This is a genomic window from Kitasatospora dryopteridis, from assembly GCF_050749075.1.
Lineage (GTDB): Bacteria > Actinomycetota > Actinomycetes > Streptomycetales > Streptomycetaceae > Kitasatospora.
The window spans coordinates 437580-457206 of the sequence record NZ_CP192749.1 but is presented as its reverse complement, the minus strand read 5'-3'; the positions used below and the strand labels follow the sequence as shown (position 1 = coordinate 457206).

The 19627-nt window shown below is 75.1% G+C and carries 15 protein-coding genes and 1 pseudogene; 4 read left to right on the top strand and 12 right to left on the bottom strand.

The window, feature by feature from the left end; translation table 11 throughout:
- Positions 1–50 precede the first annotated feature (50 nt).
- The 3 genes from ACQ614_RS02000 to ACQ614_RS01990 are packed head-to-tail and all read right to left on the bottom strand — an operon-like array spanning position 51 to position 5194.
- Entirely contained in the window at positions 51–3350 is a 3300-nt protein-coding gene (locus tag ACQ614_RS02000; RefSeq protein ID WP_431676395.1) for a DUF6603 domain-containing protein, read from the bottom strand.
- Positions 3350–4924, bottom strand: coding sequence for a M14 family zinc carboxypeptidase (locus ACQ614_RS01995; RefSeq protein WP_431676394.1), 1575 nt, complete (start codon positions 4922–4924; stop codon positions 3350–3352). Before ACQ614_RS01995 ends, ACQ614_RS02000 begins: the two co-directional genes overlap by 1 nt.
- Before the next feature lie 3 nt (positions 4925–4927).
- Entirely contained in the window at positions 4928–5194 is a 267-nt protein-coding gene (locus tag ACQ614_RS01990) for a hypothetical protein (RefSeq protein ID WP_431676393.1), read from the bottom strand.
- Between the two features lie 354 nt (positions 5195–5548).
- Here ACQ614_RS01990 and ACQ614_RS01985 point away from each other — a divergent pair.
- Positions 5549–6064: pseudogene (locus ACQ614_RS01985) on the top strand (phosphotransferase); the annotation flags it as partial.
- A gap of 14 nt (positions 6065–6078) precedes the next feature.
- On the opposite strand, the gene ACQ614_RS01980 reads toward ACQ614_RS01985, so the two are convergent.
- From ACQ614_RS01980 to ACQ614_RS01970, 3 genes are read right to left on the bottom strand one after another with little or no spacing between them, the layout of a single operon-like run.
- Complete coding sequence (locus tag ACQ614_RS01980; protein WP_431676392.1) at positions 6079–6870, bottom strand: alpha/beta fold hydrolase; 792 nt, start codon at positions 6868–6870, stop codon at positions 6079–6081.
- Between the two features lie 22 nt (positions 6871–6892).
- Positions 6893–7108 carry a DUF4287 domain-containing protein gene (locus ACQ614_RS01975; protein WP_431676391.1) on the bottom strand — a complete coding sequence of 72 codons (216 nt, stop codon included), beginning with the start codon at positions 7106–7108 and terminating at the stop codon, positions 6893–6895.
- 21 nt (positions 7109–7129) lie between these two features.
- Positions 7130–7690 (bottom strand): dihydrofolate reductase family protein, encoded by a 561-nt coding sequence (locus tag ACQ614_RS01970; RefSeq protein ID WP_431676390.1) that lies wholly within the window; start codon positions 7688–7690, stop codon positions 7130–7132.
- A gap of 157 nt (positions 7691–7847) precedes the next feature.
- On the opposite strand from ACQ614_RS01970, the gene ACQ614_RS01965 reads away from it, so the two are divergent.
- Positions 7848–8165, top strand: coding sequence for a hypothetical protein (locus ACQ614_RS01965; protein ID WP_431676389.1), 318 nt, complete (start codon positions 7848–7850; stop codon positions 8163–8165).
- Here the strand turns inward: ACQ614_RS01965 and ACQ614_RS01960 are convergent.
- The gene (locus ACQ614_RS01960) at positions 8133–9119 is read right to left on the bottom strand and encodes a sigma-70 family RNA polymerase sigma factor (protein ID WP_431676388.1); all 987 of its coding nucleotides are present in this window, start codon (positions 9117–9119) and stop codon (positions 8133–8135) included. The genes ACQ614_RS01965 and ACQ614_RS01960 overlap by 33 nt on opposite strands.
- Before the next feature lie 451 nt (positions 9120–9570).
- On the opposite strand from ACQ614_RS01960, the gene ACQ614_RS01955 reads away from it, so the two are divergent.
- Complete coding sequence (locus ACQ614_RS01955) at positions 9571–10266, top strand: alpha/beta hydrolase (RefSeq protein WP_431676387.1); 696 nt, start codon at positions 9571–9573, stop codon at positions 10264–10266.
- A gap of 326 nt (positions 10267–10592) precedes the next feature.
- On the opposite strand, the gene ACQ614_RS01950 is transcribed toward ACQ614_RS01955, so the two are convergent.
- The 5 genes from ACQ614_RS01950 to ACQ614_RS01930 all read right to left on the bottom strand — a co-directional run bounded on the left by ACQ614_RS01950 (position 10593) and on the right by ACQ614_RS01930 (position 15717).
- Positions 10593–11090, bottom strand: coding sequence for a transmembrane transport protein (locus ACQ614_RS01950; RefSeq protein ID WP_431676386.1), 498 nt, complete (start codon positions 11088–11090; stop codon positions 10593–10595).
- Complete coding sequence (locus tag ACQ614_RS01945; protein WP_431676385.1) at positions 11087–11626, bottom strand: RNA polymerase sigma factor; 540 nt, start codon at positions 11624–11626, stop codon at positions 11087–11089. Before ACQ614_RS01945 ends, ACQ614_RS01950 begins: the two co-directional genes overlap by 4 nt.
- A 91-nt stretch (positions 11627–11717) precedes the next feature.
- Positions 11718–12959, bottom strand: a complete 1242-nt coding sequence (locus tag ACQ614_RS01940) for a vWA domain-containing protein (RefSeq protein WP_431676384.1) — start codon at positions 12957–12959, stop codon at positions 11718–11720.
- Positions 12956–14242, bottom strand: coding sequence for an AAA family ATPase (locus ACQ614_RS01935; protein WP_431676383.1), 1287 nt, complete (start codon positions 14240–14242; stop codon positions 12956–12958). Before ACQ614_RS01935 ends, ACQ614_RS01940 begins: the two co-directional genes overlap by 4 nt.
- Before the next feature lie 89 nt (positions 14243–14331).
- On the bottom strand, positions 14332–15717 hold the full coding sequence (locus ACQ614_RS01930) for a hypothetical protein (protein ID WP_431676382.1): 1386 nt from the start codon (positions 15715–15717) through the stop codon (positions 14332–14334).
- Positions 15718–16201: 484 nt separating this feature from the next.
- On the opposite strand from ACQ614_RS01930, the gene ACQ614_RS01925 reads away from it, so the two are divergent.
- Positions 16202–19567 carry a hypothetical protein gene (locus ACQ614_RS01925; protein ID WP_431676381.1) on the top strand — a complete coding sequence of 1122 codons (3366 nt, stop codon included), beginning with the start codon at positions 16202–16204 and terminating at the stop codon, positions 19565–19567.
- Positions 19568–19627 lie beyond the last annotated feature (60 nt).

The following is a 19627-nucleotide window of genomic DNA, read 5'->3' as shown; positions in this document are numbered from 1 at the left end:
ACCTCCTCGGAAGGGCAGTTCCGCGGGACGGATCTCCGCCTCACGGTTCCTCAGAACGGCACGGACGCGACCTGGTCGGTGGCGGGGACGGCCGCGGCCCCCGCACCGGCGGCGGTGAGCTGGTGGGCCTGGCTCTCGCTGAGCCCGCCGGCCACCACGGCCCCGTCCGCGGCGTGCACCTGCCACTGCTCGTCGTGCACCCCGATCGCACCGGCGACCGCCGCCCGCTCGACCTGCCCGGTACGGGCGCCGACCGCCCCGGCCAGCCAGCCGGGTACGACGAACTCGAACCCCGCCGTCGGCGGGTTCGGCAGCCGGATCTGCTCGACCGTCACGGCATGGGTGCGGGCCGGACCGTCCGCGGTGCCGGGCGTGCCGAGCCGGACCCCGCCGTCGAGGCGTTCGAACGCCCTGCGGTTGAGCGCGTCGCTGTCGGACAGTTCGGCGAACGCGCCGGGCGCGAACCAGTCGACGGCGTCACCCGTGACCGCGGGGCCGGTCGCCGTGACCGTCTCCGGGGTGGCCAGCGGAGTGCCCTCGAAGCGCTGCAGGAACAGGCCGAGCGGTGCCCGGGACTGCGTCCAGGCGATCTGCCCGGCCGGGGAGAGGACCGGCAGCGCGGCGCCCGCCGCCGGTTCGACGACCGCCGAGCGGTCGGCGGCGCCCTCGCCGGACGTGACGTTGCCCGGCCGTTCGAGCTCTGCGGCCAGCTCGTCCACCGCGCTGCCGACCGGAACCGCCGTCGGACGTCCCTGGGAGCCGAGGGTGAACGTGCCCTCGAAGCAGATGTCGAAGAAGAGGATCTCGATGCAGTACTCACCGTGGAAGGTGATCGGGCCGGGTCCCGACAGCTCGCCCGTCACCCGGACGCCGGCCAGCGTCGCGCCTTCGAAGCGGACCCGGAACGAGGCCGAGAAGGCGGTCCGGAAGAAGAACGGGTCGAAGCGGATCAGCGTGTCGAAGCCGAGGAAGCCACGGGCGCTGATGGAGCCCGCGTTGACGGCGGCCTCGACCGTCGCACCCAGCTGGAGGGTGTTGGTGGTGACCGCGAAGTAGCCCTCGAACCGAAGGTACAGCAGGTCGTCGGGGGTGCCCCGGGTCATCGCGATCCTGCTGAGGGACGGCGGCAGCACCAGCGGGGCGGGGGAGTACGCCGGATGGAAGCCGCCCACCGACAGCAGCACGTACGGCTGGTCTCCCCAGCTCAGCCGGAACGCGGCCCCGCCGGAGAGCTCCAGCACCTCCAGCAGTTGGCTGTCGACCAGGACGGCGTCGAACTCCAGCACCCGCTTGGCGAAGTCGAGCAGACCGATGATGTCGAGGCGGAGCTGCAGCAGCGGTCCACCGCCGGCCGGGTTGTCGATCACCGCCCGGGCCGAGCCGAGCAGCACGGTCTTCGTCGGTCCGGGCAGCTCCACGAAGACGCCGAGGTCGAACCGGACGAGCTCGGCCCAGGAGAGCCGGAGGGTCGGTCCCACCACGCTGACGCCGGGGGTGGGCGGGAAGACCGCGGAGAGGTCGGCCAGCAGCACGGGCGCGTTGCGGACCGGGTCCTCGGGGGCGAGGATCCGGCCGACCGCGCCGGAGGCGAACCGGCCGCGCAGCGCGTCCACGTCGATGCGCCGGTTCAGCGCGAGCAGCCCGCCGACCGAGGAGAGTGCGAACCCGAAGCCCAGCTGGATCGGCGGGAACTCGGCGCGCAGCACGACCAGCAGGGCGAAGCCGCCGGCGGCCGGGCCGGTGTCCAGGATGCCGGTCGCGGAGACCCCGACGGCCGCCAGGTCGACCTCGAAGCCGCCGGCGTAGCGGCCGGCCGGCCGGTCGAACAGCAGGAAGCCGCCGCCCTGCACCGGCCCCGCGTCGACGGCCAGCCCGAGCCCCTGCGGGGCCAGGAACCGGAACGACACGTCCACCGGCCCGAGACTGCCCTGCCGGAGGGCGAGGTCGGTGCCCACACCGATGCCCTCGACCGAAGCGGTGAACGGGCCGAGCGCGATCCCGCCGGCCACCCGGGCCTCGGTCCCGATCCCGGCGGCGGTCGGCAGCACCACGACGTCCAGCCGGTCCAGACGGAGCGGACCGAGTTCCACGGTCAGCGGCACCGCGAGCCGAAGGGCCGCGCCGCCGCTGAACGTGACGCCCTCCTGCCCGCTCCAGTGCAGCCCGAGATCGAGATCGAGCTCCAGGGTCCCGGGCAGGAAGGCGGCGAGGAATCCGTCCGCACCGCCGAGGCCGATCACCAGTCGGCCGTCCACGACCTCGGCGTCCACGACCAGGTCCGCCACCACCTCGGTGCCGGCGGCTGCGAACCGCACACCGAACCCGGCCTGCACGGACTCGGCGGTCAGCCGTGAGCCGTCGGCCTGCCCGAACAGCAGGACGGGCCCCGTCCCGGGTGCGGTGCGTCGGAATCCCAGGGTCAGCTCGCCGGACAGTTCCGGCGCCGGGGCGAGCGGGACCAACCTGGCCGGCGGCTCGATCCGCACCCCCGCGCCGACGTCGAGCGCACCGTCCGCCCGCAGGCGCACCTCCCACTGCTCGCTGAGCGGGAGCAGCACGTCCACGCCGGTGAAGTCGACCACGTCGAGGGTGAGTTGCAGCGGCGTCGGCGCCGGAGCGCCGCCGTCGGGCTCCAGCGCGAGCAGGAACGCGCGCAGCCGGGGTACGTCCGGCTCGATCACCGCGGGCAGCCCGATCGCGGTCAGCAGCGCGCACAGGCGGCCCAGCAGCAGCCCGGCGTCCAGGACCTGGGTCGCATCGCCCCAGCGGTAGACGCTGTTCAGGGCCGTCGCGGGATCGTCGAACACCACCGGCAGCCGGTCGAGGCGCAGGCTGCGCCGCTGGTACGCCGCCCGGGTGCCGTCGGCGGGCTCGGTGACCGACTCGATCAGACCGAGCAGCGCGAGCGTGCTTCCGAGCTTCGGGCGGTGCCGTTCCAGGTAGCTGACGATGGTGAAGTGCAGCAGCCGCTCGGGCAGTTGGGCGAGGATCGGGCCGAACTCGGGTGGTGCGCCCTGGAAGGCGTCCTTCACCTGGGTCGCGAGTTGGCCGAGCGAGGTGAACGTGGTCGCGACGGCCGGTACGAGCTCCGCGAAGCCCTGCGCGATCAGCGCCCGGTCGTCCGCCCGGACGGCTGCGGCGAGAGCGGCGGTCCTGGGCGCGAGGCCGCCCAGCGCCGCGGCCGCCGTGGTGGTGGCGGACACCACGGCGGGGGCGTCCCGCACCGAGTCGGGGAGCGGAAGCCCCAACTCGGTGAAGAGCGCGTCGACATCGCCCGCCTGCAGCCGGGTGCGGAGCGGCTCGAGCAGGCGTCCGAGTTCGAGCGCGAGCAGTTCGGCGGTGCCGGCCATCAGTCTGTCCTTCCCGCTGCGGTCCTTTCCGGTGGGGTCCGCCCCGGTGCCCTCGTGGCCGACTCCGGGAACGTCCTGAGCAGCGCGGCCGCCGGCCCGACCAGGCCGTGGCGTACGGCGGCGCGCGCCCAGGGGTGGGCGAGCAGGTAACGCGCGACCGGCGGACTGACCCGGTAGTAGCAGCGGTCGAACCGCGGCCCCAGCCATGCGTCGCGGAAGCGGCGCAGCGTCACCACGTCGGGGTGGTCGGGCGTGCCCATGGTGGCGGTGGCGACCAGGCAGGGCTTCCCGAGCTTGGCGGCGATCGTGCCGAGCGCGATCAGTGCGGCGTGGATCTCCCGCTCGATCTTGGCGTAGTGGCCCGGCGGGCTCGCGTAGTCGGGGTGGAAGCCGGCCTCCTCCTCGTGCCCGGACTCGATGCCGAACGCGAAGACCGGTGCCCTGGCAGGGTCGTCGAACTGCTTGCGGAACGCGTAGTCGTGGGTGGTGCCGGTGACCGGCCCGCCGCCGACCGGGTGGTACAGCACCGCGGCCTGGGCCACCTCGAAGGTGGAGTGGTCGCGCTTGGGGTCGGGTGCCGTGGAGCCGAGCACCACCCCGGCACTGGCCAGGATGGCGTCGCGCATCGAGTCCCCGATGAAGCCCAGGTTCTTCTTGACGAAGTGCGGCGCGGAGTCGCTGACGAACTCCTTGTAGTCGGGGTCGGTGGGCGGGAGGGACAGGCTGCCCGGCCGCAGGCCGTCGCGTTTGCCCGTCCAGGCGGGGGAGGAGAAGGTCATCGTCGGGTCGTCGCCGTTGTCCTCCAGGCCCCAGGGCATCAGGACCTTGCGGCCGAACTGGTGGATGTCGACGAAGAAGGCGGGCTTCTTGGTGTCGACGATCCACTGCACGTTGGCGGTCTCCGGCTCGGAGGCCACCGAGGGGCCGCGGTAGGTCTCCTCGGACTCGTCGACGGCCTCGGCCGGGCCCGTGGGATAGTCCGCACGGTAGAGGGCCATGTCGTAGTAGTCCTCGAACTTCCATGCGATGTCGTGGTTCCGGTTCAGGTCGACACCGATCTTCGCCGGGTCGGGATGCGGCCGCCGGTTCTTGCGCCACCCGCCGGAGGGCGGGGACGGAGGGTGCAACTGGTCGAAGAGCCGCCCGTCCGGATTGATCAGCGGCGCGATGTACAGGTCGACCGTGTCGACGATCTTCTTGACGTCGCTCGCCAGGATCGTGAAGTCGGGGTAGGCCACCGCCGGGCCCGAGGGAAGCGGTTCGCAGGACATGGCGGGGAACGTGATGTCGCTGCTCCCGTCGTGGCTGACCAGGACGGACTGGGCGAAGCGGATCAGCGCGTCCGGCGGCGCGGACTCGCGGGCGTGCACGCCGCCGATCAGCACCACGACCGGCCGGTTGGAGCCGCTTCCGTTCGCGATCTTGATGAAGTGGATGTCCCTGCCCTCGACGCTCTTGTTGGGAAACCTGTCGAGCGTGCACAGGGCCGGGAAGGAGGCCGCGAGGTCCGCCAGCGCCGCCTCGATCTGGGCCGGAGTCTGCGGAACGGTGATCGCGGGGTAGGGCGGGGGCATCGCTCACACCTCCCCGCGGGCGCCACGGCCCTGCTCGATCACCGCCGCCAGCCGGTTCTGCTGCTCGGCGACCGCCTCGGTCGAGACCAGCACCACCACCACGGCGCCGGCCGCGACCGCCGCCTCGACCGCCTGGTCGGACGCGTAGGCGGCGACCCGGAGGCTCCCGTCGTCGAGCGTCACCAGGCTCGCCCGGACGTCCTCGATCTCCGGCATGGCCACCACCGCGCGCAGGACCTCCGCGGAACCCGCGATCTGCACCAGGCTCACAGTGCTCTCCTCGTGCTCAGAGAACGACCGGACCCGGAGGACGAGGCCGCCGCCCGCGCAAGGCCGCCGCCCGCACACCCGACGGTGGCCCCCCGGCGATGTCACCGGCGGATCGGACCCGGTCAAATGGGAAACCCGGCGGCCGAGTTGCGTGCGACAGCCGCCTGAATCCGGGTACTTCCAGCCTGGCACAGCAGGTCCCGGACGCAACCTGCATCGGCGGACGCCGGGGACTGTTGACGCTGTGTGATCCGCCCCGTCCTCACGCTCCGTACACGGTGCCCCGGACGCCTCGCCGCCGACACGGCACAGTGGCCGTGGGCCGAAGACCCCGCGAGCCGGGCCGTTTGAGTGATGGTCCGTCAGATCTTCCGGCCCATCCGCACCCGACAACACCGCACACCATCCTCCGGAGCCCGGCCACTGCGCTGCCCCCGGCACGTCCCGCCGCCGGCAGCCCTTCTCCCGCCCGCGGTCCGGCGCTGCGCCGCGGGGCGCGGCCGTAGTGTTCTCACCGTGACGGCTCACCGGATGCCGGCCGCGGAAGTACCGGTCTCCGTCGAGCTGGTGCGCCGTCTGCTCGACGAGCAGCACCCCGATCTCGCGGATCTGCCGATCGAGGTGCCGGCCAACGGGTGGGACAACCTCGTGTGCCGGCTCGGCGAGGAACTCCTCGTCCGGCTGCCGCGACGTGCCCTGTCCGCCGGGCTCGCGGCGCACGAGCAGCGGTGGTTGCCGGCGCCGGCCGGTCGTCTGCCGCTGCCGGTGCCCGCACCGGCGCGGGTCGGGCGGGCGACGGCCGAGTACCCGTGGCCCTGGAGCGTCGTACCGTTCTTCCCGGGCCGGATCGCGGCGCACGCTGCGGCCGCCCGCAGTCCGCCGGATCAGGCGGCGAAGAACTTCAGCAGCACCGGGGCGAGGACGTCGGCCGCGACCTCGTGGGTCTGGTCCGGGAGCGTCCGGTACTCGGCGCCGGGGACCGCGGCGGCCACCGCACGGGCCGGGGCGCGCAGCAGCTCGGGGCTGGCGCCGCCGTCGAGGGCGAGGACGGGCACGGTGATCCCGGCGAGCGCGTCGACGGGGACGCCCGCCCCGGACGCCGCGCCGAGGACCGCGGCGTCGTACGCCAGGGTGGGCGCCACCGCTTCGAACGCGGGCCACGCGGGCGAGCTGCGCAGCTGCTCGACCACCGGCTCCGGTGCTCCGACGAAGGTCATGAACCGGGCGACCGCGTCCCCGCGCCGCCCGTCGGCGAGGTCCGCCGACAGACCGGCCGCGTAGGCGGTGAATCGTTCGCGCTGCCCGTCCTCGGTGCTGAACGGCGGCTCGTACGCGGCGACACGGCTGATGCCGATGCCGCTCGAGGCGGCGCGCAGGGCGAGTGCCGCACCGGAGGAGATGCCGACCACCGCAGCGCTCCCGCCCGCAGCGGCGATCACGGCGGCCAGGTCCTCGACCTCCCGTTCCGCGGCGTACGGCGCGGTGTCGCCGCTGGTACCGCGGCCGCGCCGGTCGTAGGTGTACACGGTGTGGTGGGCGGCGAGCTGCTCGGCCACCGCCCGGGCGGGCCCGAAGTTCCGGTGGCACAGGGCGCCGTCCACGAAGACGACGGCCGGGCCGTTGCCGGTCGCGGTGCAGGCGATGGTGGTGCCGTCGGCAGAGACGACGCTGGTCATGGGAGAAGTCCTTCCGGACGGGTCAGCGGGTGGTGTTCCCGGTGGCGAGGGTGTGTGCGACCAGGGCGTTGGCGTGGCCGTGGCCCAGGCCGTGTTCGGTCTTCAGCCAGGCGACCAGTTCCATGTGCCGGGTCAGCGGCGAGGAGCGGATCAGCTGCTGCCACTCGGCGATCGGCCGGCCGTACTTCTTCTCGATCGAGGGGAAGTAGCCGGCGGGTCCCTTGGCCGGGGTGGTCATGGTGTTCTCCTCGTCGGTGGGTTACTTGTCGGCCGGGCCGTAGACGGTGTGCAGCACGCCGGTGGTGAAGACGGTGTTGCTCAGGAGCTTCAGCCGGATCGGGCCGGCGGTCTCGTCGAACAGGCGCATGCCCTTGCCGACCGCGATCGGGTGGACGAACAGGTGCAGCTCGTCGATCAGTCCGGCCGCCAGCAGCGCGCGCACCACCGAGATCGAGCCGGACATGCCGATCGGGCCGCCGCTCTCCTGCTTCAGGGCCGTGACGGCCTCGACCAGGTCGCCCTTGAGCTGCTCGGAGTTGCGCCAGGTGAACTCCAGCTCCGAGTTCGAGACGACGATCTTGCGGGCGTCGCCGAGCGCCTTGGCCATCGGGGCGTCCTCGCCGCCCGCGTCTTCCCGGGCCGGCCAGGCGCCGGCGAAGGTGTCGTAGGTGGTGCGGCCGAGCAGTACGGTGTCGGCCGCACCGAGCTGGGCGGTCACGGCCGCGCCCATCTCGTCGTTGAAGTACGGGAAGTGCCACTGCTCCGGGCTCTCCACGACGCCGTCGGCGGCGATGAACAGTCCGGCGGTGATCTTCCTCATGGGGTGCTCCCTGTGCTTCTCGGGTGTCGGTTGCTCTCACCCGGTCAGACGGGGCACCACGCTCGGACTCATCGGTCCCCGGCGGAAGTTTTCAAGATTTTTTGCAGGGGCCCGTGTGCGCCGATGAATCGAGGGCCGGCGGGGAGTCCTCACAGGTGTGGAGAGTCTGCTGTTTCCCGTGCTCCCGGCCGTCCCGGGCGACGGCCCGCCGCTGCCGGAGCGCCTGGCCGGGCTGCTCGCCGAGCGGCCCGCCGTCCGGCTCGTGGTCTGCGAGGTCGCGTCCCTCACGGCGCCCGGCCCCGCCGACCTCGACCGGCTGGCCCGCCTGGGACTCGTTGCCCGGCGGGCCGGCGCCGACCTCGTCCTGCGCGGGGCCGGCCGGCGCCTGCGGCTGCTGTTGGCGCTGACCGGCCTGGCGGAGGTGCTGCGCTGCGAGGACCCGTCAGACGCCGGTGGCGGGGAGCCGCATGGGTAGGCCCCACAGCGGGAACAGCCGCTCGGTGTCCATGTGGTTGGTCATGGTGCTGATCCGCCCGTCGGTGATCTCCAGCACCGTGATGCCCCACGGCGCCCAGCCGTTCTTGTCCTCGGCCGGCCGGTACTGCGCGAAGGCGGGCGAGCCGTTCGCCTCCACCGCCAGCAGCCGCGACCCGCGGCAGCTGCAGCCCGCACCGAGCCACCACTCGCCCAGCTCCACCGCACCCCGCACCCACATCTGGTAGGGTGGCATGTTGAGCACGGCGTCCTCGTGCAGGAGCTTCTTCAACCCCTCGATGTCGAACGCCTCGAACGCCTGCACGTACCGCGCCAGCAGCGCCTGCTGGGTCTCGTCCAGCGGCTTGTACGTGTCGCTCTCAGGGATCCCGCCGCCCTCGGCCAGCGTGGCACGCGCCCGCTGCAGCGCGCTGTTCACCGAGGCGACCGACGTCTCCAGCAGCTCGGCGGTCTCCGCCGCCGACCACGCCAGCACCTCCCGCAACACCAGGATCGCCCGCTGCCTGGCGGGGAGCGTCTGCAGCGCCGTGACGAACGCCAGCCGGATCGTCTCCCGGCCCACCGCCACCTCGGCAGGATCGCCGCCCAGCACCCGCCGGTCGGGGACCGGTCCCACCCAGATGTTCTCCTCCAACTGCGTGAGGTCCGGCGCGGACGCCGCCACCGGCGAGGTCAGGTCCATCGGCCGGGCCCGCCGCTGCGCGGCCGGAGCCATGTCCAGGCACACGTTGGTCGCAATCCGGTAGAGCCACGTCCGCAGCGCCGAACGCCCCTCGAATCCCGCGTACTTCGACCAGGCGCGGACCAGCGTCTCCTGCACCGCGTCCTCGGCCTCGAACGCGGAACCGAGCATCCGGTAGCAGTACGCCGTCAGCTCCCTCCGGAACGGTTCGAGCTGCTCGGCGACGTCATCACGATCCTTGGTCACAGACACGGCCCCACCCTAGCCGCCGAACCCACCCAAGATCATCATTTCTGCTCATCGGACACCTGCGGGCCGCCGGGTGCTGTCCGAACCCGTGAGCATGTCGATTCGCTGCAGGCGGCGACCGGCACGCCAACCGGTTGTCCCCTTTTCGTGAACGAGCCGAGCGGCGTTGCGCCGTCGCCGTCGCCCGGCCGGCCGGGCGTGGTGGCGCGACGGCCGCCCTGCTACGCGCAGGAGCCGGCGTGCGAGGCCCACGTCGGCTGACGAGCCCAGCGGTGCGTTCCGTTCCGGGAGACAGGTCGGCGGCAGGCGCGGGCGCGGGGGAGACGGCAGGGGAGGGCCCTCTGCCGTCGACGTGCTCCCGCCGCTACCCGGCGCAGCACCGCTGCGGGCGACGCCCGTGGGAGCCTGGGACGGCAGGTCCGTTCTTTCCGGGAGCGGCCGACTGGAGGTGGCGATGCGGGTCGTGTTCGTGCACGGGGCGTGCGTGCGGGACGGGTCGTGGTGGTGGCACCGCACCGCCGAGCTGTTGCGGGAGCGGGGGGTGCCGAGCGTGGCCCCGGCGCTGCCGAGCTGCGGCGAGGCGGGCCGGCCCGGTGGCGCCGGTGGTCCGGGGCTGCCCGAGGACGTCGCCGCGGTGCGGCGGGTACTGCAGGCCGGCGACGAGCCCACCGTCGTGGTCGCCCACAGCTACGGCGGCATCGTCACCGCGGAAGCCGCCGCGGGAATCGGGTCGGTGCGCCACCTGCTGCTGGTCGCCGGCTACCTTCCGGAGGTCGGGCAGAGCCTGTCGGAGTTCGGGGACGGCAGCCCCGCCCCGTTCCTCGACGTCGACCCCGACGCCGGTACGTTCGGGGTCCGCCCCGAGCTGCTCGTGGACACGTTCCTGCAGGACTGCGACCCCGAGGTCCAGGTGCAGGCGGCGGACCACCTCGCCCGGCAGAGCGTGCAGGTGACCGGGCAGCCGGTCGGGGCTGCCGCATGGCAGCAGGTGCCCTCGACGTACCTCGTCTGCGCTCAGGACCGTGGCACCCCGCCGCGGCTGCAGCGCGAGTTCGCCCGCCGGGCCGGCAGCGCCGTCGAGCTCGACACCGGCCACCACCCCTTCCTGTCCCGGCCCGCCGCGGTCCGGGACCTGCTGCTGAGCCTGTGACGACAGCCGCGGAGGCGGGTTCTGCTTCAGCCGAACGATCGACGGCGTTCCCGTGATGGCGCGGATCAGCTTCGACAGCCAGACCAAGATCTATTCGGTGGTGTCCGAAGTCGCCCTGGACGGATCGCGGATCAGGTGCTGGCTGTAGGTTTTCTTCCAGTACCGGCGGCGTAACGGGTCGGACGTGACTGTGGGACTTCACGGGACGGGAGACACCGCGACGGCCCGTTGCGGTGTCCCCGTACGTGCGCGGCAGCCCGCTCCGGAAATCTGCGAGCGGGCGCCAATGCTTCGGCCACCACCGCCGACCTGTAGTGCACGGCCTCTCAGGAGACGTCCCGTTGCAGCACGTCACGCAGCTGCAGCAGCTCACGCCGGCGGGATTGCGCCCTGGCCAGGAGCAGCCCCGCGGTGGCGATGAGGACGGTGCCGACCAGGGCGGCGGTCAGGGTCGCGGTCGCGGTGCCGCGTGCTGCGGCCAGAGCTGTTCCGACGATTCCCGTCACCGTGCTCACCGCGAGTGCGAGCCGGGCTCCCAACACTTGATCCCGTGCGTACAACGGCCGGCGCCTGCTCAAGACCCAACCGGCGAAAGCAGCCCAGGCCAGCCCGACGGCGATCAGCCCGGTGAAGACCGCCCGGGTGCGCAGAGGGAGGGGCCGCGGCTCGGTCGCCCACAGCACGGCGACAAGTACCGCTGCGCAGCCTCCCGCAAGACCCACGGCCACGTACCGCATCCGGGAACGCAGTGAGACCTCCGCCGCCAGCGCGCGCTCCAGCTCTGCGGGCACGCTCCGGTGCGCTCCGCGGTCCTGCTCGCTCATGTCTCGTGGCCCCTTTCGGTGAGGATCTCGCGCAGTGTGCGACGCGCACGGTGCAGCCTGCTCTTGACCGTGCCGGGTGGTACGCCGAGTACCTCCGCACAGGCAGCCAGCGGCAGGTCCTGCAGGTGGAAAAGGATCATCACTTCGCGCTCCAGTGGCGGAAGTTCGCCGAGGCCGGCTTCGATCTCCATCGTGGCCAGGAGGCCGCTCAGGGAGTCGTCGGCGGCGACGTCCGTCTCCTCCACCGACGTCTGCGGAGCCTTGTACGCCTCCCGCAGATGGTCGGCCACCGTGCGCCGGGCGATGGTGAACAACCAGGGAGCGAATCGGTCCGGCTCCCGCAGCCGCGGCAGCCCGCGCACCACGGCAACCCATACGTCCTGCGCAAGATCGTCCGCGACGTACGGCGAACCGACCATGCCCCGCACATAACGCCACAGAGCGTCGTGCCACAAACGTGCCAGTTCCCCGAACGCGGCCCGCTCCCCGAGCCGGCAGCGCACCACCAGCAACCCGGAGCGATCATCCTCGCTCACTGCACCTCCCTGTCCCGCGTCCCCCGTCACCGGAACAGTCGGCACCTGCACCGGAAAGGTTCACGGTCTCGAGCCATCCGCCCCGAGGGACTCAGCCCACGGTCACCACCCGGGCCCAGGGCGGTGGCGTGTCCGGGACGTGGTCGGGATCGTCCTCGTCCCAGGACCGCCGGGAGCCCTCGCGGCGGAACAGACCGACCACCGTCCGGCAGGACGGCCGCTCCCGGGGCCACGGCGTCTGACCGTCGGTCAGGACCACCACCACGTCCGGCCGGGGCCTGGACCGCAGGGCCGCGGCGAAACCCGCCCGCAGATCGGTGCCGCCACCGCCGATCAGCCCGAGCCCCTCCTCCCGGCAGAGCGGCAGCACCGCGCCGGCCGCCGCGTCGCAGGACACCACACCGACCAGGTCCCGCCGCCCGCCCACCGCACGGGCGATCGCGGCCACCTCCAGCAGCGCACTGCCCAACTCGGCGTCGCTCACCGACCCGGACGTGTCGACCACCACGCAGACCCGCGGCGGCCTGCGCCGCAGGCTCGGCAGCACCGCACCCGGCACCGAGGCCGACCGCCGGGACGGCCGGCCGTACGTGTAGTCCTCGCCCGCGCCCGAACCGGACGCCGCCGAGCGGACCGCCGCGCCCAGCAACTCCCGCCAGGGCTGCGGCGGATGGAAGGCCTCCTCCGCCCACCGCCGCCACCCGCGCGGGGCACTCCCCGGACGGCCCCTGATGCCCTCCGCCACCCTGAACCGGACCGCGTCCTGCTCGTGCGGCGCGAGGCCGTTCGCGCCGCCCGGCCCGAGGTCCCACGCCCGCTCCAGCCCGTCGGCGCCGCTTCCGCAGTCCAGCCAGGCCAGGTCCTGCGTCAGCGGGCCGAGCCCGAACAACCGCAGGTAGTCCTCCATCAGCCCGCCCTCCGGCAGCCGCAGCGCCGCCGGAAGCACGGCCCCCTCCGGCCGTACCAGCCCGTCGCCGAACACGTCGTCGTTGATCTCGCAGTCCGCCGCGATGTTCATCCGCAGCCGCTCCGCCCGCCCGGACAGCCCGCGCTCCCGCGCGACGCGGTCGCTGCGCCCGTGGTGGTCGCGCAGCAGGTGCGACACCTCGTGCACCCACACCGCGGCGAGCTCCTCCACCGGCGTCCGGTGCACGAACGCCGGCGAGACGTAGCACCGCCAGTGCCGGTCGACCGCCATCGTCGGAACCTGCCGCGACTCCACCGCGTGCAGGGCGAACAGCGCGGTCGCCAGGTAGGGCCGGGCCCGGGCGGCCTGCAGCCGCGCGGCGTACAGCTTGTCGAGGTCCAGATCCCCCGCCGTGCCCTGCCTCATCGGCCGGCCCCCGTACCGGATGCGGGGCGCTCGGCCGCCCGGGCCGCCGCCCGGTCCGCGCGACGGGAGAGCGAGACCGCGCCGGCGAGCCGGTCGATCGACGCGGGCACGTCCCAGTCCTCCCGGCGCAGCGAGGCGAGGGTGGTCGCGGGGACGACCACCAGGTCCGGTGCACCGGTCTCCAGGGCACGGGCCAGCAGGGCCCAGGCCGCGTCCCACCGGGCCCGCTCGGGCCGCCGGCGGACGGCGTCCACCACGGCGTCGAGCGCGGCCTGCCGCAGGTCGCCCCGCTCGGGCAGCACGGCCGCCACCGGATCGGCGAGCAGCGACTCCGGGTCCGGCAGGTCCATCCGGTCCAGGGCCGCCAGCAGCTCCAGGCCGGGGCCGTCGCCGACGGCGCCCCGGACGAGCAGCGAGAGCACCTCCCGCGAGGAGCCGGCCGCGGTGGCGAAGGCCAGCAGACGCAGCGTCATGTCCCAGCTCCGCGGCGACGGCCAGGCGCCGCCGCGGCGGGTCTCGTTGCCGGGCAGCCGGTGCACCAGCGCCGGGCGGGCGGAGAGCAGTCCGCACACCGCGCGGCGGGCGAGGTCCACGGCCTCGGGCAGCCGCCCGGGATCGAGCCGGGGCAGGGTGGCGCGCGGCCAGACACCGCCGAGGCCGCGCACCACCACCTCGTGGTCGTGGGTCCAGTGCAGGTGGACGAAGCGGTTCGCCAGCGGCGGGCTCAGCTCCCAGCCGTCCGCCGCCGAGGAGCGCGGATTGGCGGCGGCCACGATCCGCACCCCGGGCGGCAGTTGCAGGGCGCCGATGCGCCGCTCCAGCACCAGGCGGAGCAGCGCGGCCTGGACGGCGGGCGGCGCGGTCGACAGCTCGTCCAGGAACAGCAGGCCGCGGCCCGCCCGTACCAGCCGCACCGCCCAGTCCGGCGGGGCCATCGGGACGCCGCGCTCGGCCGGGTCGTCGCCCAGCACGGGCAGCCCCGAGAAGTCGGACGGCTCGTGCACGCTGGCGATCACGGTGGTCAGCGGGAGGTCGAGCGCGGTGGCGAGCTGGGTCAGCGCCGCCGTCTTGCCGATCCCCGGCTCGCCCCACAGCAGGACGGGCAGGTCGGCGGCCACGGCCAGGGTCAGCGCCTCCAGTTGGGCGTCCGGGCGCGGCTCGGTGGTGGTCTCGCCGAGCAGCGCCAGCAGCTCGCCGGCCACGTCGAGCCGGGAGCGCTCTGCGAGGTCGGCGACGGCGGCGGTCAGGGTGTCGGTGGGGGCGAAGGACGTGTGTACAGGCATGGGTGATCACCTCAAGGGGTCGGACGATCGGGAAGGGAAGGACGATCGGAAAACAGGTCGGCAGGTCGGCAGGTCGGCAGTTCGGCGGGTCAGCGGCCCTGGCCGTGGCGCGGGTGCCCGCGGCCGGTGTCGCGCCGGACGGGGTGGACGGGGCCCGGCACCGCTCCGGCGAGGCCCGCCCGGAACAGGCCGTGGGTGACCCGCCGGGCGGCGGCCGCTGCGAGTTCGTCCCGCAGCGCACCGGCGCGCAGCAGCGCCTCGGGCCCCAACAGGCCCTCCACCACGGCCAGTGCACCGGCCGTGTCACCGTGGTCGAGGCGTGCCCGGACGTCGTCGAGGACCTCCGGGCGGCGGTGCACCTCGTCGATGACCTGCAGGCAGGGCAGCGGAGTTCCGGTCAGGGCGGCCAGCAGCTCCTCGCGGCGGATCTCCTCCGGGTCGTGGTCGAGCGGCACCAGGACCCCGTCGACCAGGCCGATCCGGTGCCGGGCGCCGCGGCACTCCACGACCCGCGGCCGGCCGCCCGGATCCGGCGCAGCGGAGACTCCGACCGGCGGAAGGTCCGGTGCCAGGGCCGCGGCGACCAGCGGGTGCAGCCGGCCGGCCTCGACCAGGCCGGCGCGGACGAGATCCAGGTCGGGCAGCACCCAGGTCGCGGCGTCGGGCAGCACCGGCAGCGGGATGCCACCGTGGGCCGGCGGCACGTCCGTGACGTGCACGGCCGCCGGCCCGTCCCCGGCCGGGACCGGGCCGAGGTACAGCCGACGCCGGGCCCCGAGGCGTACCTCGACGGGGCCGTCGGGCCGTTCCTCGGCGCGCAGCAGGATCGCCGCCTCGTCCGCCCACCGGTCGACGGCGCAGCGGTACCCGGGCCCGGCGGTGTCCGGCGGTCGGTGGCCCTCGGCGGCGTCGCCGGACAGTACGTCGGCGCCGGACCGCACCCGGAGCTCGTCGGCCCGCAGTGCGTCCCAGAGGTGGCGGTGCAGGTCGAGCCGGAACCGCCGGTGCGGACGCGGGTGGGGATGGAGGCCGGCGCCGGCCGTGGGCCGGGAGGCGTCCCACAGTGCGAGTCCGATCCGCTGGCCGGCGTCCGCCCAGGCCGGCGGCGTCCGGGCGACGAGGTGCACGGGGCCGTCACGGTCGCGCCCGGCACCGCCGTACCGGGCCAGGGTCACGGTCAGACCCGGGCGCAGCAGACCGGTCGGGGCGATCCGCGGCCAGTGCCAGCGCAGCAGGTCGGGAGCGAGCCGGCGCAGGTCGGAACGGACCAGTGCCGCGAGTTCGCGCCCGTGCGTCCGGGCCAGCGCGCGCGGACTGACGTCGACGTCCACGCCGGCGGCGGCGCACGCCCCGGCCCAGTCGCCGACGAGGCGGCGGGCCGTCGCAGTCGCGATCACGGAGGGCGGCACGGCGAACTCGCGCACGCGCAGCCAGAAGGAGAGACGGGAATCCCCGTCCGCGGTCCAAGTGCCCATCAGCACTCACCTTGCGCGGACGGGACCCCCATTCTGTCGGCAGAGTGAGTGGTCATCGCGCAGGAGCGTATCCCGCGACGTCCGGACCGGCCAGCGATTTACTGCCGGCCTGCGCGCGGCGGTCACCAGAAGCGCGGCTGGTGCGGCACGGACCCGAGGACGGTCGAGAGGCAGTGCCGTCCAGTACCAGGCCCGCGCGGCACCCGCTGACAGCCCCCACAGGCCCTGCAGCCCGCAAAGCCCGGTGCGGGAGTTGCGTGCCGCGGCGTCGTGGCCCAGGTGCTCGATGACGAACTCGCCGGGCGGGACGCGGAGCTGTTGGGAGTTCGGAACCGTCCGAGCATCCCGGCCCCCGGCCGCCCCTCCCCGCCCGGACACCGGCCGGCCGCCGCCCGAGGAGCACTGCGAGGCCGCCCGGCGAACCGTCCGGCCGGGGGCGGAAATTCGATGGGAGGCACCCGCTCCGCCCGGCCAGAATGACCGCATGCCGCACGAAGCCGATCAGTTGCTCGCCGACCTCGACCCGCTCTCCTACCCGGACCGCCAACGGCTCGTCGCCCGCAGGGCCCGGGAGCTCGCCGCCGACGGCGACCTCCCCGGGTTGCTGTCCGACCTGGAGCGCTCCGGCGTGTACGGCCGACGGCTGGCCGCGCTCGCCGCGTCGGCCGGCCGCGCCACCGGCTACCTCGCCGAGCGGCTGACCGACCCCGACCCGGTGGTCCGCGGGTACGCCCTGCGCGCCGCCCGCACCCAGGGCATCCCGGACGAGGCGATCGAGGCGGCCTTCACCGGCGCCTCCTGCACCCTGCGCCGGCAGCTGGCCCGGGTCGTCCGGCACGGCCGCCGGCACCGGCTCGCCGAGCGGCTGGTGGGCCGCCTGCGTGCCGAGTGGGGCGACGCCGAGGCCGCCCGGCTGCTCTCCGCCTGCAGCCCCGCGTTCGTCGCCCGGACCTTGCCCGACCTCGCGCACGCCACGCCGCTCGCACCCCTCGCCGCACGCTTCCCGGACGAGGTCCTGGACCACCTGGAGCGGGTGCTCGCCAACCGCCCCGAGACGCTGCGGCTCGGGCAGCGGCCCGAGCTCGCCGACGTCCTCGGCGCAACCGCGCGGGCCCGCCCCGAACGGGTCCTCGACCTGCTGGAGCGGTTCGGCCCGGACCTTCCGCTGCGCCGTGACGTCCTGCCGCCGCTGGCCGCCGCGGACGCCGAACGCGCCGTCCGGCTCCTCGCCGACCCGCGGCGCGGTGCGGCCGGGCCGTACACCATGCCGCCCACGAGCGGCACCCTGCGCCGGCTGGTGCGCGCCGACCCGCCCTCGCTCCCCGCCCTCGGCCGCCACTGGCTGGCCGCGCCCCGCTGCTTCGCCGCCCTGCTGCGCGCCCTCCCGCCGGGCCGGCGCGACGCGTTCCTCGACTCCGTGTACGCCGGTGCTCTCCCGCGGGAGGCCGAACTCTCCCTCCTGCTACCGCTGTTCCCGCACACCCGTCGCCACGCCGAGGCACGGCGGCAGGTGGCCGCACGCCGCGCGGAGGGCCGCCCCTGGGCCCTGATCGCCCCCGCCCTGGCGTGCCTGCCCACCGAGGAGGCCCAGCCGGAGCTGCGCTCCGCCCTCTCCCGCCCGGACGCCGACGACCGGTCCGCCGCCTGGGCGGCAATGCTCGCCAACGCGGCCGCCTCTGCCGACCGGGCCGCCGTCCAGGACGCGCTCGGCCTGTTGCCACGGCTGCGCAACGAGCAGGACCCGGTGCGCTGCGCGGCGATGACCGCGCTCGTCCAGGTGCCCGCCCGGCTGCTGACCCCGGCCGCAGTGCCCGTCCTCGACGCCGTCGTGCAGGACGCGGTCGACGCCCGCGACTGCTCGTACGCCACCCGCGCCGCCCTGCAGCGGCTGGTCGCCGAGGTGCTGCGCGAGCATGCCGTCGCCGGCGGGGCGGAGCTGATCGAGTGGGCGCTGCGGAGCGTGCGGCGGATCGCCGGGCAGACCGGCACGGTCGAACTCGGCCGGCTGGAACACCGGCTGCGGCGGGGCCAGGAGCACGCCGTGTTCGCGACCCTGCGGCCGTGGCTGGACACCATGGCCGACACCGCGGAGTACTGGCTGCTGTTCACCCTGGCCCGGGCGCTCGGCCGACGGGCCCGCGGCATCCCCGAGCTGCAGGAACTCCTCCTGCACGCCCTCCAGTTCGGGTCGGACGGCGCGTTCACGACGGCCGCCGCCCTCTGGCTGGACGATCCGCGCACCCGCGTCACCCGCGTCGCCGAGATCCTCGAACTCGAACCCTCAGCCGCCGTCCTGCCGCCGGTGCGGGACGTGCTGGTCGAGCGGCGCACCGACCTGCTCGACCCGCTGCTCGCCCCCGTGCCGCCGTACGGGCGGTTCCTGAAGCGCCCGCAGCGGGCGACCCTGCCGCCGACCTGGTCCGCGAGCCGCTGGACGCCGCGCCAGTGGCGGGCCGCCGCCGAGCTCGCCGCCGCGGCCGCCGGCGACCCCACCCTGCCGCTGCACGGGCGTGCCGCGGCCGTCCACGCCGCCGCCGCGATCCCCGAGTACGGTGAGGCGGTCGTCCGCGCCCGACTGGACTCCGCCGAGGTGGTGCTCGCCGAAGCGGCGCTCGCCGCGCTGGCCTGGACGGACCGGCCCGCCGACGCGCTGGGCGACCTGCTGGCCCACGCGGGCGGCGACCGCGCCCGGGTCGCGGTGTACGCGGCCACCCGGGCCGCCCGGTTCGCCCCGCCCGGCGAACTCGCCGAGCGGCTCGGCGAGCTGCTGTCCGGGGCACGGGGCAGCAAGGTGACCAGCCGCAAGGAGGCCGTGCGGCTGGCCGCCGAGCACCTGCCGCCGCGAGCCGCCGCCGACCTGCTGGTCGCCGCGTACCGCGTCGAGGGCCAGCACCGCGACGTGCGCGCCGCGGCCGTCGCCTTCGCGACCGGCCTGCTGGACGCCGAACCGGTCTGGGAACTGCTCGCCGAGGCCGCCGGGCAGGCCCCGCCGCCCGTGCGCCGGGCCGTCCTGCGGGCCGACCCGGAGCACCTCCCCGAGACCCACCGGGCCCGCTACGCCCGGCTGGTGGCCTCCGTCGCCGCCGCGGCCGACCCGGAGGTCGCCACGCCGGCCCTCGCCGCGCTGCCGCGGTGGGCCGCCTGGGCCCCGGAGACCGCGGACGTGGCCCGACAGGCCGTCACCGACCTGGCGAACCGCGGCAGCTGGCGGGAGGCCGCGGGCGCCGTCCGCACGCTCGCCGCCTCCGGGCTGCCGCACCCGATCGGCGGCGCCGCCCCCGGCAGCCTGCTGCACCGCACCCTCGCCGAACTCGCCGCCGCCACGCCGACGGACGACCCCGACGCCGGGGACGACCGGGACCTGCCGGCCCGCCGGAGGCTGGCCCACCTCGCCGACCTCCCCGCCGACGACCGCCACCGGCCGCTGCTCGCCGCCGCCGCCGACCTGCTCGCGGCCGAACCCGACCTGGCGGGCGTCAGGGCGGCCGCGCTGCGCCGGCTGGTGGACCCGGCAGCCGGGCCGCAGGCGCTGGCGGCCGCGCTCGGCGCGCTCGCCGACGCCCACCGAGGCCGTCCGGCGGCGGCCGCGCTCACCGCGGTGGCACTGCTGCGGGAGCACGTCTCGGGCCCGCTGCCGCCGCCCGGGACACTCGACGCGCTGGCACGGACCGCCCGCCGGGACGGGGACACCGGCCCGGCCGCCGGGCTGTTCGCGACGGCGCTGACGGAGGTGTTCGGGGATCGCCTCGGCTGGCCCGAGGAGTGGCGGGCCCTGCTGCGCGAGCTGCGCCGCCACCCCTCGGCGGACGTCCGCGAGCGCGCCCTCGCGGCCGTCACACACCGGGAGTGACCTGCGGCCGGGCCGATCGGGGCGGTGTCGTGGGCGCGACGGGCTGCGCCCACCTGACGC